A 16,142-nucleotide genomic window follows, 5' to 3' on the forward strand; every position below is an offset into this window, starting at 1 on the left:
TCCACGAATCTTGATCGATGTGCCAATCCGGAACCAGAGAGTCCGGCAGGGGTTGGCTAGCAGCAACTACTCTTCAGAATCGTCATCGCTGGCCGTATTGGTCTCATTATCAACCAAGGCGGTCAGCGTAACGGTCTCAATTCTTTCACCTTTGGCAAATTTGCTCAGGCGATAATTGGTCGGGGTGTCGCGGCCCTGGCGGGGAATCGTATCAATGGGAATTTGCGCACAGCGGGTCTGGGAGGTCACCACCGTCATTTCCCCATTGAGGGGACTGGGGGCGATCGCCACCAGATGATCCGTCTTTTGCTTGAACAAGAACGCCTGAGTACCAATGCCGCCCCGCGCCCCCAGGTGAATGCCGCCAATGGGCAGTCGTTTGGCAAAACCCGCCGCCGACACCATCAACACACAATCATCCGCTTGCTGAATGCGGACACAGCCCACAATGCTCTCTTGTTTGCGCAGGCGCAGCGCTTGTGGCCCCTGGGCGGTGCGGCCCATCACGGGTAAGTTCTCATCATTCACCGCAAACCGAATCAATCGTCCCCCCGACGTGGCGATCGCCAGTTCTTCGTCGGCCTGCACCAACGTGATAAACGCCAGTTCGTCGCCTTTTTTCAACTTGACAGCGGTGAGGCCCCGCCCCGTCAGATTTTGAAAATCTGACAGCGGCACCCGCTTAATTTTGCCAAGCCGGGTCAACAACACCAAATCGTGGGTCAGTGCGGCTTCTGTGAGCACCAGATGGGTGGCGATCGCCTCCGGGTCGCTACCCGCCGAATTGGGCAACAGGTTGACCAGCGGCACCCCTTTAGACTGACGCGACGTTTGGGGAATCTCGCCCACAGTGAGGGTGAAAGCCTTGCCGTCGCGGGTCAGCACCAGCAACTCTTCGGCAGTATTCGCCGCCTCTGTCTGCAACGTCGGATCTTCTTCTTCTTGGAATTCCTGGCGATCGCGGTCATTTTGACGGGCCTGTCGGCGCTGATAGGCGCGAGTGGTGGAGCGGCGCACATAGCCCTTTTGGCTAAATTCCAGCACAACGTCTTCTTCTTTGTGTTCCGCGAGAATTTCTGCCAATTGCTCGGTTTCTTCCTGACGTTCTGCCTCACTTTGAATGCGAGTACGCCGCTCATCACCGAACTTTTTCTTCAGCGATCGCAGCTCTTTCTTCAGCGCCTTCAGCAACTCATTGCGATCGTTCAGCAACCGCAACAGTTCATCCCGATGGGCGGTGAGTTCGTCATATTCCGTTTGCAGATTCTGCCGTTCCAACCCCGTCAACCGCCGCAACGGCATGGCGAGAATGGCATCACACTGGCGATCGCTTAACTCGAAGGCCTCTCCCAGCGACACCTTAGCCGTGGTGCCATCCGGCGCATGACGGAGGATGTCAATCAGCTGATCCAGATTTTCCAGCGCCCGAATCAAGCCCTCCACGATGTGCAGGCGGTTTTCTGTCTTTTCCAGGTCATACCGATACTGGCGCACCAGCGTTTGCTCGCGAAAGTTGAGAAACGCGTTCAGCATCTCTCGCAACGACATCTGCTGCGGCTGACCATTGTCCAGAGCCAGCATGATCGCCCCAAAGTTATGCTGCAACTGGGTTTGGCGATACAGCGCACTGAGCACCACTTCCGGCTGCGTTTCGCGCTTGAGTTCGATGACGACGCGCATCCCCTCGCGATCGCTCTCATCCCGAATGTCGGCAATGCCCTCTAAGCGACCGTTGTTGACCAGGTCGGCGACCTTCTCAATCCACCCCGCTTTGTTGACCTGATACGGCAGCTCCGTCACGATAATCGCCGTCCGTCGCTGTCGTCCGCGACCGGGTCGCACCTCCTCCAGTTGGGTGATGCCCCGCACGGGAATGCTGCCGCGTCCGGTACGGTAGGCATCCTGCACCCCTTTGGCATCAATGATTTCACCCCCAGTGGGAAAGTCCGGGCCAGGGATCAGCTCAAATAACCGCTCATCAGAGAGGGTGGGGCGATCGATCAGCGCAATCAACCCATCTACTACCTCTCCCAGATTGTGGGGCGGAATGTTGGTCGCCATGCCCACCGCAATGCCCGACGAGCCATTCAGTAACAGGTTCGGCAATTGCGCCGGGAGCACAATCGGCTCTTGCTGCGAGTTGTCAAAGTTGTCGATAAAATCGACCGTCGCCTCGCCAATGTTGTCCAACAGCGACTCAAAACTGACGGCGGCCAAGCGCGTCTCGGTATAACGCATCGCCGCCGGGGGGTCGTTGTCCACCGAGCCAAAGTTGCCGTGCCCCGCCAGCAACGGGTACCGACTGGAAAAATCCTGCACCATGCGCACCAGGGCGTCATACACCGCCTGGTCACCGTGGGGGTGATATTTACCCAGCACATCCCCCACCACGCGGGCGCATTTACGAAAGGGGCGATCGGGGCTCAAGCCCAACTCGTACATGGCGTAGAGAATGCGACGATGCACGGGTTTCAGCCCGTCGCGCACATCGGGTAAGGCCCGCCCGACGATGACACTCATGGCGTATTCCAGATAGGAGCGCTGCACCTCAGTATGCAGAGGGGTCGGCACGACCTGCCCAGATGAAAGTATGTTGAGTTGATCCGCCATGAATCCCGGTCCTCTGAAATTGGGAATTAATAGATTGTTCAGCCTGCATTGGGCCTAACAATACAGGCACTAACAATGCTGTAAGGTAAAGGCAAATGTCGCCAGTTTGCAATATCTTGCAGCTAGGATTAATTCATGCCTTGATTGCGTGATGATTCACACTGGGCAATGTAGCAAGATTTGACCCCGCTCTGAGGCTGACGCCGTTAAAGGAAGTACCATGAAGACCGTTCTCATTGTCGAAGATGACATGATTAACGCCCGTGTGTTTTCGAAGATTTTGTCAAAACGGGGCGGTTTTGACGTTAAACACACGGAAGATGTGGCCGAGGTGATGGAAATCGCACGCGATCGCCAAGCCGATATCATTTTGATGGATGTCTCCTTATCGCACAGTCTGTTTGAGGGCAAGCCCGTCGATGGCATCAAAATCACCCAAATGCTAAAAGCCGATCCGGTCACCGCTGACCTCCCCGTCATTTTGGTCACCGCCCACGCCATGCAGGGCGATCGCGAAAATTTCCTTGCCCAAAGCGGAGCCGATGGCTACATCAGCAAACCCGTGATTGACCATCAAAAGTTTATTGATGACATTTCGGCCCTGATGCCGCAATCATAACAGTATACTTGTACTATTTCGCAAGTATTCACGAGCTTTTTGTTAACTGCTCTGGCTGACACCGAGAACTGACGCTGCCCCTACAAAGGTGATTTAAAGAGCCTTCCTGATCGTCGGGGTGAGGCAGTGCCTCACCCCGACAGCAACCTTGAGGTCTTGAGGAAATTACCCTCACACTCTGCTACCCTCACATCCTGCCGCCCTGTCCCCATGCAACTCCACCTCTCCACCTGGCCCGAAATCGAAGCCTACCTGCAAACTTCGCAGGGCATTATTTTTCCCATTGGCTCGACCGAGCAGCATGGCCCCACGGGGCTCATCGGCACTGATGCCATTTGCGCAGAAACCGTGGCGCGGGGCGTGGGCGAAGAAACCGGAGCCGTGATTGGCCCCACCATTAACGTGGGCATGGCGCTGCACCACACCGCCTTTCCTGGCAGCATGAGTCTGCGACCCAGTACGCTCATCGCGCTGATTCAAGACTATGTAAAACCGCTAGCCCGCTATGGGTTTGAGCGGTTCTTTTTCATTAACGGGCACGGTGGCAATGTGGCGACACTCAAGGCCGCTTTCTCAGAAACGTATGCCCATCTGGCCGATCTAGGGCTGGAAAATTCAGGACGGGTACGATGCAAGGTCGCGAACTGGTACATGGCGCGCTCGGTGTATGCGATCGCGAAGGAACTCTACGGCCACCAAGAAGGCTCCCACGCCACCCCCAGCGAAGTCGCCCTGACCCAATTCGCCTATCCTGACCACATCAAACAGGCCGAACTGAACCCGCAAATCGCCCCGTCGGGCTACCCCATCTACAGCGCCACCGATTTTCGCCAGCATTATCCCGATGGCCGCATGGGCTCTAACCCCGCCCTCGCCACCCCCGAGCACGGTCAGCGCTTGTACGAAGCCGCTGTCAAAGAACTCAGCAGTGACTATCTGCAATTTCTCGCCGCCGAGTAAGGCGATCGCGGTACCCAACACAAAAAAGCAGCGCCCATCCATGAGAGCGCTGCTATCAGTCTGATTTGCGAAATTAAATCTGGGACTGCACCCCAGGGCTTGCGCCGCGATGGGGCAGCAAGACAAGCGTTACACTGCTGCCAAATATTCGCGGAGTTCGCTGCGGTGCTGTCGCAACTTGCTGATAGCTTGCTTTTGCAGTTGACGCACTCGCTCACGGCTAACGTTCAAGCGTCGCCCCACTTTCTCCAGCGATAGCGGATTGCCATCTTGCAAACCAAAGCGCAGGGTTAGCACTTCTTGCTGCTGCGGAGTCAATGCGGCAATCAAATCGCGCAGATCTGACTTCAGCGCCCGCTCAGTGGCAAAATCCTCGGGAGAGTCACCGTCAGCCTCTAACAAATCGGCAAGCTCGGTATCCTGATTGTCACCGACTCGCAGCTCCAACGACAGAGGGCGTCGCGATAGGCGCATACAATCGCGCACCCGCTTGGGCGTCAGGTCAAGCTGTTCGGCGACCTCTTCAATCGTGGCCGTCCGGCCTTGTTGCTGAGTAATTTGGCGTTGCGCTTTTTTGATCTTGTTGAGCGTCTCAGTCACGTGAATGGGAAGGCGGACAACGCGACTCTTTTCAGCGATCGCCCGCGTCATGGCCTGGCGAATCCACCAATAAGCGTAGGTACTAAAACGGTAGCCTTTGGCAGGATCGAACTTTTCGACAGCGCGATTCAGACCAATGGAACCCTCTTGAATCAGATCAAGCAGATCCAAATTGCGATCGGTGTACTTTTTGGCGATCGAGACTACTAAGCGGAGGTTAGCCTCAATCATCTTATACTTGGCACGCTGACCTGCTCGCACCACCTGTTTCAGATGAGCCACATCCACCTGTGCTTGCTCAGCCCACTCTTGCATGGAAGGTTCGCGTTGCAAAGTCTCGGTCAGCTCTTCAAAAATGACCTCAAACGGCATCATTTGCTGCACCTGTTTACCCAACTGAATTTCTTCTTCGTGGGTGAGTAGAGGCACACGACCAATCGATTTCAAATAAGAATAAACAGCGTCAGAAGATTTTTTGCTGGGCATAGAGCTTGTAGTGAGTTTTTGGCAGTTATATCCATAATCCACAAAACTTCACAATGAAACATCGTTCCTGAGAAGGATATTGCCGCTGGAGGCCGAATTCTGAAAATGGCGTGATGCTCTATTGCCGCCAATGTCATGAAGTTTACACAGTTGGTGTTGGGGAGAGTCCCAGCTTGAAGTTAACCACTGGAGCCAGGCTTTGCAAACCAACGATCGCCTGACCTCTGCTCACCCAGTCCAATCATCGGTACAGTTAGAGGCAACGACTCTCGCGGTTCTGTTTATGAGTGCATCCCAACCATCTGCTACCCCGTCACCGGTGCCCCCTGGTGAGTTTGGGTTGCCCGTAATTGGCGAAACTTTAAGCTTTTTTCGCGATCGCAACTACGCGGTCAAAAAGCATCAAAAATACGGTGCCATTTTCAAAACGCGGCTGCTGGGCAACCCCACCGTCTTCGTCAAGGACCATGCTGCTAATCAGTTCGTCTTCAGCCACGAAAACCAATACTTTCAAGTGACCTGGCCGCCCAGTACCCGTGCCCTATTGGGACCCCTCTCGCTCGCGCTGCAAACGGGCAACGTCCATCAAAATCGGCGCAAGTTACTGGCCCAAGCCTTCATGCCACGGGCCCTGTCGGGATATATCGACGCGGTGCAAACGATCACGGCGCAATATAGCGATCGCTGGGCCGCCCAGGGAAATCTCACCTGGTATCCCGAACTGCGCAACTACACCTTAGATGTGGCCTGCAAGCTACTGGTAGGACTCGACCAGGGTTCACAAACTCGCTTGGGCCAGCTATTTGAAACCTGGTGCGAAGGGCTATTTTCGATTCCGCTGGCGCTGCCGTGGACGCGGTTTGGCAAAGCCAAACGCTGTCGTCAACTGCTGTTGGATGAGATCGAACAAACCATTGTGACGCGACAACAAGCCTCCGAGCCAGGGCAGGATGCGTTGAGCCTACTGATTCAAGCGCGGGACGATGATGGACAAGGGCTGAGTCTGGAGGAATTGAAGGATCAGATTTTGCTGCTGTTGTTTGCGGGGCATGAAACGCTAACCTCGGCGATCGCCTCTTACTGCCTGCTCATTGCGCAAAATCCCACAGTCTGGGACAAATTGCGAGCCGAGCAAGCTGCCTTTGCTGAAGCCCCCCTGACCTTAGAAACCTTGAAGCAGATGACTTATCTCGATCAGGTGCTGCGCGAAGTGTTGCGGCTGGTGCCCCCAGTGGGCGGCGGCTTTCGCACCGTCTTGCAAACCTGTGAGCTAAACGGCTACCAAATCCCTGCCGGGTGGACTGTGCTGTACGAAATCAATCAGACCCATCTCAATCCTGACGTATATCCAGCCGCCGATACCTTTCAGCCCGATCGCTTTGCCGACGAGGCGAGTCGCGCCAAGTATAGTTACATTCCCTTTGGCGGCGGCATTCGCGAATGCTTGGGCAAAGAATTTGCCCGCTTAGAAATGAAACTGTTTGCCGTGCATCTGCTCCGCCATTACACCTGGGAGCTCTTGCCCGATCAGGACTTGAGCTTGGTCACCGTCCCGACTCCGCATCCCCGCGACAATCTCAAGGTGCGCTTTACTGCGATGAGCGATCGCTAGACCGCTGCGCTGCTGCGGTTAACCGTCGCGTCATGTCATCCGCGCTGCCGGGTCGGGCAAAGTAGTAGCCCTGACCATAATGGCTACCGAGTTGCGCCAACAACGCCGCCTCGTCCGCCGTTTCAATCCCTTCCGCAATGGTTTGAATGTTGAGACTGTGAGCCATGGCAATAATGGCCCGCACAATCCCCGTATCGTGGGGCGTCGCTCGGAGCTGGTGCACAAAGGATTGATCAATCTTGAGGGTATTGAAAGGAAACTGATGTAAATAGCTGAGGGACGAATAGCCGGTGCCAAAGTCATCCAAGCTGAGCTGCACTCCAAACGCCCGCACCTGCTGCAGGCGCTCTCGGGCCACACCGGGGTTATGCATCATTAGGCTCTCAGTGACTTCTAGTTTCAAGGCCGCAGGGGCCAGATGAGTCGCTTGCAGCACTTGATGAATGTCTGCCACAAAGGTTGGATGCATCACATGCACTGGGGAAATATTGACACTCATAAACGCGAGGGGCAGCGCCGGAAATTGCTGCTGCCAGTGCTGCATCTGGGCACAGGCTTGATGCAGTAACCACCGTTCCAGCGCCACAATCAATCCGGTCTCTTCCGCAATGGGAATAAAAATTTCGGGGGATACGGGACCGAGTTGTGGGTGGTGCCAGCGACAGAGGGCTTCAAACCCGATCATGTCGCCCGAGCTCAGCTGCGTGACCGGCTGGTAGGCGATCGCCAGTTGCTGGGCCTCAAGACTTTGCCGCAGGGCCGTTTCAATTTGCCAGCGTTGCTCAACGGTGGCGTGCATTTCCTGCACAAATACCTCATAGCGGGCCTTGCCCCGTTCTTTAGCCTTGTACAAAGCAATATCCGCTTTTCGCAGGCATTCCTCCACACTATTGAGCTGCATCGTGCTGAAGACAATGCCGACACTCATCGTGACGTAAATGTCGCGATCGCCAATGGCTACCGGTGCTTGCATTATCTGCAATAGGCGATCGGCCAGGTCCAGCGCCTCATCGATCGCCGCCACCGCCCCCGTCATCACCACAAATTCATCGCCCCCAAAGCGACTGACAAAGGCCGGATAAGGCAAGGCCGCTCGGAATCGCTGGGCCACTTCGACCAACAGGCGATCGCCCACCAGATGCCCCAGACTGTCGTTGATTAACTTGAAATTATCCAAATCGATAAAGAACACCGCAAACTGGAAATCCACATCCTGCTCAGCCCGCACTAGCCGCCGCTGCATTTCGGTCACCAGGGCATTGCGGCTGGGCAGCTGGGTCAGTCCATCATGCAATGCCTGCTGCTGCAACGTTTCAAACGACGTTTGCAGTTGCTGAGCCATGCCTTCAAACGACAGCGTCAAATCGTCAAGCTCTTGAATACCGCTCTGCGGCAACCGTTGATGAAAATTGCCCGCCGCCAAACGTCTGGCCGCCCGCCGGAGATACTGCACCGGCCCGGCAATCCACCGCGAAGTGTAGAACCCCACCATGAGCGAAATCAGCAACGCCCCGATTGACAGCAGAATGATGTTGCTGCGGTAGGCATACAGCGGCCCCAGGAAATCGGTATCCGGCAAAATCACGCCGATCAGCCAATCCAGCCCGTAGTCGTCTTGAAAGGCCGTAACCTGCAAAAAATAGTGGGCACGATCAGCGGTAAAACCAACCGTCTGCGCCGCCCCTTGGCGCACCAAATCGCTGTCTTGGCGCTGCATGGCCGCCACCGCTGCTTGCAAAACGGCAGTGGGAGCCTCGCTGGCTAACATCCGCTCCGCTTTGCCATGCTTGACCCAAAAGGGTTGGGGCAGCGATGAACTCGCCACCAGTAACCCCTGACGGTCGAGGATAAACGCCTGACCCGTTTGCCCAATTTTGAGCGTCTTGAGAAAATCGCTGACCTGACTCAAAAAAAAGTTGTTGGCGACCACCCCTTGCAATGCCCCTTGCGCGTTAAACACCGGGGTCATCGCCGGAATCGCCATCGCCGGAAAGGCATGATACGTAAAAATATTGCCCCAGCTGGGTTGGCCTTGGGCCACCGCCTCTTGAAACCAAGGGCGCTGGGTGACCTCAAAATTGGGGGCTTCGGTCACCAGCCGGGTAGGCGTCCCCGCCTCATTAACCTCCCAGAACTGGAGCAGTTGCGGGGTTTGCGATCGCACGTGCATCACTTGGAGCGGGTGGGCTCCCTCCGGCTGCCTCAACGCCCCACTAAATTCACCACTGACTGACCCGTAATAAATCGAGTCCACATACTTAAAGTCTTGCAGCTGCTGCAAAAAATACTGTTCAGTGGCCTCCCAATCCCCCAGCGGCAAGTTGCCCTGAGCGATCGCCCGCACATTCAGTTGATTGATCTGATGCGGCTCGGCGAGATAGGCCCTGAGCTGGTCAACAATGTGGGTCGTAATTTCTGTACGGAGATCCTGCGCCACCTGGTTCACGGCAAGCTCACCACTGCGCACCGACAAATATCCCGTCAGAGCGATCGCCAGCACCAGTTGAATGACAAACGGCACAATTAATAGCGATCGCAACGACAAGCTCAGCGGTCTCAGAGTCAAGAATTTCCGCACATCACCCCTGCCTGACAAACGTTTGAGTCAGGCTCTCCTATCGGTATTTCGGCTTTCAGCGAGCTTGCGCACCGTTGCAGTCATACTCAACCATATGTTTTGCCAACTCCATCGGCCTTAACGTGCCCACGGCTGCACACCCACGCCAACTTCGTTTGAAAACTTATTAGCCTCGGTTCCACCCGCCATCACATTGGCGCTCACTCGCCATTGATACTCCACTATTCACAAGTGCTGACCAATTCCATAAGTCCCCTAGATGTAGCGGTTCATCAGGTGCCAGCGCCCGCTTTCACGCTCTCTTCAGAGTCTTCAATCTTTCATCGAATCTCTCAAATTCTCGCCCATCGGCGGCAGAAGATCGGGTACTCTAGTAAGTCCAAGTCGGTAGTCCCGATTGGTCTAGCGAGTCCGCACCCCGTTCTTTCACTTAGACAATTGCCGTGCCTAAACTCATGCGTACTGCTCATGACGACTTTTCCGTACCTTGTGCCGCGATCGCTGTCGTTCAGCACTAGCAACCCGTTTGTCATCAGGTTCAGCGCGATCGCCTCCGGTCACGCAACATCGTTTCAGTTTCCGGCAACAGCAGCAGCGGCAACTCTTGGAGGTACAGTGTGGAACAAGCGCTTGACGGCATTTGGCAACAAGTCTTAGACGAACTGCAAGAACAACTCAGCCGCCCCACCTTTGAAACCTGGATCAAGCCCGCCCGCCCCCAAACCCTGTCCGAACAAACCCTCATCATTTCAACCCCTAACCCGTTTGCGCGTAACTGGTTGCATAAGCATTACCTGAGCACGATCGCCACCGTGGTGAAAAATATTGTGGGTCGCCCGGTCGAAGTGCAGTTTGTGGTGGAAAGCCCCGAAGGTAACGGTGCTGCGCTGGACGGCATCCCGGCGGCAGATTTAACCTGGCCAGTCCCGGCACCGCCCCCACCCGCAGCAGATACCGATGACGGCACCAGCGATCGCGAAGCCAGTTTGAACCCCAAGGCCATCTTTTCGCGGTTTGTCGTTGGGGCTAACAACCGCATGGCCCACGCCGCTGCCCTCGCGGTTGCCGAGGCCCCTGGCCGGGAGTTCAATCCCCTGTTTCTTTGTGGCGGGGTCGGTTTGGGCAAAACCCACCTAATGCAATCCATCGGCCACTATCGGCTCGAAATCGCCGCCTCAGCTCGCATCGCTTACGTCTCGACGGAACAGTTCACCAATGACCTGATCACGGCCATTCGCAAAGACAGTATGCAGAGCTTTCGCGACCACTATCGCCAAACAGACGTGCTGCTCGTCGATGACATCCAGTTCATTGAGGGCAAAGAATACACCCAAGAAGAGTTTTTCCACACTTTCAACACCCTGCACGAGTCGGGCAAACAAATTGTGCTGGCCAGCGATCGCCCGCCCAACCAAATGCCGCGCCTGCAAGATCGCCTGGTGTCGCGCTTTTCCATGGGCTTGATCGCCGATATTCAGCCTCCCGATTACGAAACCCGGATGGCGATTTTGCAAAAAAAAGCCGAGTACGAAAATGTGCGCTTGCCTCGCGCCGTAATTGAATACATTGCCTCTACTTACACCTCCAACATTCGAGAATTGGAAGGGGCGCTGATTCGCGCGATCGCCTACACTTCCATCTCCGGCCTGCCCATGACGGTAGAAAACCTGATGCCAGTACTCAGCGCCACCGCCAGCGAAAAAGTCGAGGTCTCCCCCGAGACGGTGCTCAAAGTCATTTCGGAAGTCTTCAGCGTCTCCGAAGACGACCTCAAAGGCAGCTCTCGCAAGCGGGAAATCAGCCTGGCCCGACAAATTGGCATGTATCTCATGCGTCAACACACGAGTCTGAGCCTGCCCAAGATTGGGGCCATTTTTGGCGGCAAAGACCACACCACCGTGATCTATAGCTGCGACAAAATCACCAAGCAGATCAAAAAAGATCCCCAGTTCAATCAAACCGTGCGCGACGTCAGCGATCGCATCAACACTGCCGAATAGTCACTTATCCATACGGTTAGTCATGTTCCGGGTCCCGGCAGTGCTTCTGTCGGGATTTTTTGATCTAAATAAATAAAGATTGATCGCTCCAGCAAGTCCGCACTAACGCCGCACCTACCATATGTAACAAAATATGAAAATTCCCCATAAGTTTATGTGGAAAACTCCATCAAGCATGTGGAAAACTTTCCTGAAAAACCCTCCCCTTTTTGGAGACTATGGGGAAAAGAATCAGGCTACATAAGGGATGTGGAAAACAGCCCGAACTCTCCACAAGTTCTCCACAAGATTGGGGACGACCAAAGCCTCACCGGGTAAGCGATCCCCAATTTATCCACAAAATCCGCAAGTCCTACTAATGCGGCTATAAGAAAAATTTGATTTAAAAAGACCGATAGAGCCCACTTGACGATGGGGAAAAGCCAGGGTGATACGATAGGCATCCGTCCAGCTTGAGGACGATCCAGTTCCGCAAAACCCTGTGATCAATCCACTCCAGTTTTTCTAGAAACACCCTATGAAATTCGTTTGTCCCCAAAGTGAACTGAATACTCATCTTTCCTTAGTCGGACGAGTCGTCCCTGCCCGACCGAGCAAACCTGTGCTGAGCAACGTCCTGATCAAAGTGGATGAAGCTAATCAACAAGTGACGCTCATCGGGTTTGATGAAACGATGGGGATTCAAACCTCCTTTAAAGCAACGGTGGAAGAACCCGGTGAACTGACTCTGCCAGCCAAACTGTTTGAAAGCATCATTGCGCGGCTGCCAGCGGAAGACATCGTCATTCAAGAGACTCAGGCAGACGCGGCAGTGACCATTACCAGCTCGTCGGGCGAATATGAGGTGCGGGGCCTGAGTGCTGAAGATTATCCCAGCTTGCCCGTCATTGAAGATGGTCAAGCCGCCGAACTCTCGATCGAGGCCCTACTCGAAGGACTCAAAGGCTCGCTCTTTGCCACCAGCGCCGATGAGAGCAAACAGGTGCTCACCGGCGTCCATCTCCTGGCGGAGCCAGAAACGCTAGAGTTTGCCGCCACCGATGGCCACCGACTCGCGGTGGTGAAAACCAGTGATGAATCGGGTGACCCAGCTGATACTGACGCCAAGATGGATGTCACGGTCCCCGCTAAAGCCCTGCGCGATTTGGAGCGGATGCTGCAAACCTACACGTCTTCGGAACCCATTGCCCTCAAGTTCGATCGCACTCAAGTCATTTTTGAGCTCGGCGATCAGCGCCTCACCACGCGCCTACTCGAAGGGCAATACCCCAACTATCGTCAGCTCATTCCTAAGCAGTTTGAGCGGCAGGTGACGATCGATCGCAAGTTGCTGATGGATGCCCTAGAACGCATCGCCGTCCTGGCTGATCAGAAAAACAACATTGTGAAACTGTCTCTGGACTCAAAGCAGCAGTCGGTGGCGGTCTCGGTGGAAGCGCAGGAAGTCGGCAGCGGTCGCGAAGTCGTCGCCGCCCAAATTTCCGGCGATGACCTCGACATTGCCTTTAATGTCCGTTATCTGCTGGATGGCCTCAAAGCTCTGGGCACCACCGAAGTGCAGCTGCAGTGCAACACCGCCACCAGCCCCTCCATCTTCGTTCCCCTCGGCGAGATGCAGATGACCTACCTCGTCATGCCCGTCCAAATCCGCTCTTAATGGGCTTAGGTGTCTGGGGCAAGCCGCCCAGATGCTCAGCACCTCGAGATCTCTATTCTCTCAGCGTGGACTGTCAATTCATCTCACGTTGTCCTGGTCAGGCTGAGTGCTCTCATCCATGCCTTAGGTCGAGCGAGATGACTTGTCTGGCCTGGTTTGCAGGCGGCCCACACTAATGAATACGAGCGAGACGATCGCAAACAACGCAAACATGCTCAGGGAATTTAACAGCACGCGGGCATACCCCAAAGCATTCACATCAGAGAACGGATAAGGATATTTATTGCGCACAGCGCCTAAGAGCAGCGTGTAGACCGAGTACCCGACAGGATACATCAGCCATACCAACGCCCCGCGCCACCGGAGCGATCGCTTGGGCACGCCTAACCACCAGTAGATCAGATAAGCAGCGGGCATGACGGAATGTAGCATCACGTCTACTATCTTGGTCAGCCCCTGCGGATCCCAAAGGTGGCTTAAGAGGATGTGATAGACGGCAGCCACAATCGTGATATAAACCGCGATCGCGGTGACGGTACTGGGTTGCCGCAAAAGCCGTGTAACCAATTGTGGGTGGGGGCGGTTCAGTTCTATGCTCCCTGCTGTGAATGCCAGAGCTACGAGAATGTTAGTGAGTACCGTGAAATAGCTAAAGAAACTCACGATGCCAGAACCGATGCCCGTGCCATCACTCAAGCTTGTGTCGATCGCCAAATAAAAGCGCAGCATGATCGTGATCCAGCTCGCGATCGCGGCGATTTTGGCATATTGACGCATCGCAAATGAGGGACCCATATTGATTCAGGCAATATTATGCGTTCTGTGCTGCTTGAAGCACGTTACGCTTCACCGCCAGCGGCCCGCTCTTCGGCCTCAATTTTTTCCCGAGTTTCGCCCCAATAAGCGCTGACGGTGATGATTTCATTGCCGCCATCTATTTCCGTTTTCCAGCGATAGATGGTGTTTTTGGGGTTCACGCCCACTTCAATCAGTTTGGCTCCCATGTAATAGGTCATGGAATCACGGGTCCGTTGCTTGAAAAATTCCGATTGGTTTTTAGGAACGGTACGGGAGAGATGAGCTTGAGTATGTTTAGGCTTGGCCATGGCGAGTCAACAATCTGGAATTAATCAGTCTTTATCTTAAACAGCGATGAAACGGTCTTCAATTTGAGCGATCGCTTCAACCAGCCCGACGACTCATGCCGGGCTTTGGGATTGGGAGTACACAGCGTTGACCAAGCCTCAGTTGAGCCGCGTCGTCAATGACTACACAGGCGCAACCGGGGACGGCATGGCCGTCTCAAACTTGAGTTTTGATCGCTTGTAAGGATCGGGAATCTCGACCGGATAGTTGCCCGTAAAGCAAGCTGAGCAGAAACTATTGGGATCTTGATGAGTGGTTTTGAGCATCCCCTCCCAACTGAGGTAGGCTAGGGAATCAACCCCAATTTTTGCCGCAATTTCTTCGACTGATAGATTGGCGGCAATGAGTTGATCTTGGTTGTCGGTATCAATGCCAAAGAAACAGGGATGCGTCACAGGGGGCGATGAAATGCGCATGTGCACTTCCGTGGCACCCGCCTCTCGTAAGGCTTTCACGATTTTGTAGCTGGTGGTGCCGCGCACAATGGAGTCATCCACAATCAGCACCCGCTGACCATTCAACACATCCTTGAGCGGATTGAGCTTCATACGAATGCCCACTTCGCGCATCGACTGAGTCGGCTGAATGAACGTACGGCCCACGTAGCGGTTTTTAATCAGGCCCTCGGCATAGGGAATATGAGACTCTTTGGAAAACCCGATCGCCGCCGGTACGCCAGAATCGGGGACGGCCATGATTAAATCCACATCGGCCGGTGATTCGCGGGCCAATTCTTCGCCCAGCCGCATGCGATAGGTGTACAGCGTTTCTTCGTTGACAACGCTATCAGGGCGCGAAAAATAGATCATCTCAAAGACACAGAGTTTGCGCTCGGCTTCGGTATCCCATTGCATTGAGGTGATGCCCGACTCGGTGATCCACACGAGTTCTCCCGGTTGGATGTCGCGCACATAATGCGCCCCAATAATATCGAGGCCACAGGTTTCAGAGGACAAGACGTAATTCGCAGGTCCCCCATCTTGAGTCGGTTCATCGCCCAAAATGCCCAATACCAAGGGGCGAATGCCATGGGAGTCACGAGCGCCAATGATGCCGGCTGGGGTGCCGATCACAAGGCTAAAAGCTCCTTGACAGCGCTTAAAAGCGGACACTGCGCCATTGAGCCAGCCTTGTCCGGCATCGACCGCCTCGGCCATGGCATAGGCAATCATTTCTGTATCAGCGGTGCTGACAAAGTCGTAGCCGCTTTCGTGCAATTCAGCTTTGAGGTTGGCGGCGTTCACCACATTGCCGTTGTGGGCTAAGGCAATTTCGCCAAATTTGGTCGGTGCGATCGCGGGTTGGGCGTTGGCTAAATGACTCGACCCCGTCGTGGAATACCGCGTATGCCCAACGGCATAGTCGCCGGGCAAAGATTTGAGCTTGCCATCATCAAATACCTGCGAGACCAAGCCCATATGCTTGTAGCTGTGCAGCTCACCCTGGTCAAAGGTGGCAATGCCAGCCGATTCTTGGCCGCGATGTTGCAGGGCAAACAAACCAAAATAAGTTAATGTAGCGACATCTTCGGTCGGAGCATATACCCCAAACACACCGCAAGCCTCTTCGGGCTTATCGGGGCGAGAGACCTCGGTCGTGAGCGGAGCAAGGGGATCCGCTGGAGAGGGCGATCGCAAAGTCATATTGAATGGTGGCTCCGAGTTAAGACTAGACAGATTGACAGACAGTAGATTCGCAACGAGGGCGCTAGCACAAGGTGCCCCAAAACGCACTCAACTCCCATAATAAGATCTCGGACTTGCGATCTGCGGAGAAAAAATCTTTGATTCTTTCTCCAAACTTAATGCAATCTTAAACCAGTTTGGTTGCATCATTTACAACGGTAACGCCTGCTCAAGACTCTTGCAGATTGG

At 54.7% G+C, this 16,142-nt stretch carries 12 protein-coding genes; 6 read left to right on the forward strand and 6 right to left on the reverse strand.

Translation table 11 applies throughout. The annotated features are described in order from the left end of the window. Positions 1–66: 66 nt before the first annotated feature. Positions 67–2,610 (reverse strand): DNA gyrase subunit A, encoded by a 2,544-nt coding sequence (gene gyrA, locus DYY88_RS06900; RefSeq protein WP_039726141.1) that lies wholly within the window; start codon positions 2,608–2,610, stop codon positions 67–69. A 220-nt stretch (positions 2,611–2,830) separates the two neighbouring features. Here gyrA and DYY88_RS06905 point away from each other — a divergent pair, with 220 nt between their 5' ends. Next, positions 2,831–3,229 (forward strand): response regulator, encoded by a 399-nt coding sequence (locus tag DYY88_RS06905; protein WP_039726142.1) that lies wholly within the window; start codon positions 2,831–2,833, stop codon positions 3,227–3,229. Positions 3,230–3,439: 210 nt separating this feature from the next. Beyond that, positions 3,440–4,189: a creatininase family protein gene (locus DYY88_RS06910; RefSeq protein ID WP_039726143.1), complete on the forward strand. Its 750-nt coding sequence runs from the start codon at positions 3,440–3,442 to the stop codon at positions 4,187–4,189. A 129-nt stretch (positions 4,190–4,318) separates the two neighbouring features. On the opposite strand, the gene DYY88_RS06915 is transcribed toward DYY88_RS06910, so the two are convergent. Next, the gene (locus DYY88_RS06915; RefSeq protein ID WP_039726144.1) at positions 4,319–5,275 is read right to left on the reverse strand and encodes an RpoD/SigA family RNA polymerase sigma factor; all 957 of its coding nucleotides are present in this window, start codon (positions 5,273–5,275) and stop codon (positions 4,319–4,321) included. A gap of 283 nt (positions 5,276–5,558) precedes the next feature. On the opposite strand from DYY88_RS06915, the gene DYY88_RS06920 reads away from it, so the two are divergent. After that, positions 5,559–6,887, forward strand: coding sequence for a cytochrome P450 (locus DYY88_RS06920; protein ID WP_039729611.1), 1,329 nt, complete (start codon positions 5,559–5,561; stop codon positions 6,885–6,887). On the opposite strand, the gene DYY88_RS06925 is transcribed toward DYY88_RS06920, so the two are convergent. After that, positions 6,865–9,453: a bifunctional diguanylate cyclase/phosphodiesterase gene (locus DYY88_RS06925; RefSeq protein ID WP_160299524.1), complete on the reverse strand. Its 2,589-nt coding sequence runs from the start codon at positions 9,451–9,453 to the stop codon at positions 6,865–6,867. The genes DYY88_RS06920 and DYY88_RS06925 overlap by 23 nt on opposite strands. Before the next feature lie 480 nt (positions 9,454–9,933). Between DYY88_RS06925 and DYY88_RS06930 the strand changes: the two genes are divergently transcribed. From DYY88_RS06930 to dnaN, 3 genes are all read left to right on the forward strand, one after another. Continuing rightward, positions 9,934–10,122, forward strand: coding sequence for a hypothetical protein (locus tag DYY88_RS06930; protein WP_130199340.1), 189 nt, complete (start codon positions 9,934–9,936; stop codon positions 10,120–10,122). Continuing rightward, positions 10,083–11,465 carry a chromosomal replication initiator protein DnaA gene (gene dnaA / locus DYY88_RS06935; protein WP_039726146.1) on the forward strand — a complete coding sequence of 461 codons (1,383 nt, stop codon included), beginning with the start codon at positions 10,083–10,085 and terminating at the stop codon, positions 11,463–11,465. Before DYY88_RS06930 ends, dnaA begins: the two co-directional genes overlap by 40 nt. A gap of 517 nt (positions 11,466–11,982) precedes the next feature. Further along, positions 11,983–13,122, forward strand: coding sequence for a DNA polymerase III subunit beta (gene dnaN, locus DYY88_RS06940; protein WP_039726147.1), 1,140 nt, complete (start codon positions 11,983–11,985; stop codon positions 13,120–13,122). 123 nt (positions 13,123–13,245) lie between these two features. Here dnaN and DYY88_RS06945 read toward each other — a convergent pair whose 3' ends face one another. From DYY88_RS06945 to purF, 3 genes are all read right to left on the reverse strand, one after another. Further along, positions 13,246–13,917, reverse strand: a complete 672-nt coding sequence (locus DYY88_RS06945) for a Pr6Pr family membrane protein (protein WP_044151114.1) — start codon at positions 13,915–13,917, stop codon at positions 13,246–13,248. A gap of 44 nt (positions 13,918–13,961) precedes the next feature. Then, entirely contained in the window at positions 13,962–14,228 is a 267-nt protein-coding gene (locus DYY88_RS06950) for a hypothetical protein (protein ID WP_039726148.1), read from the reverse strand. A gap of 162 nt (positions 14,229–14,390) precedes the next feature. After that, entirely contained in the window at positions 14,391–15,911 is a 1,521-nt protein-coding gene (purF, locus tag DYY88_RS06955; protein ID WP_039726149.1) for an amidophosphoribosyltransferase, read from the reverse strand. Between the last annotated feature and the right edge of the window lie 231 nt (positions 15,912–16,142).

It is taken from the genome of Leptolyngbya iicbica LK (assembly GCF_004212215.1).
In the GTDB taxonomy this organism is placed as follows: Bacteria; Cyanobacteriota; Cyanobacteriia; order Phormidesmidales; family Phormidesmidaceae; genus Halomicronema; species Halomicronema iicbica.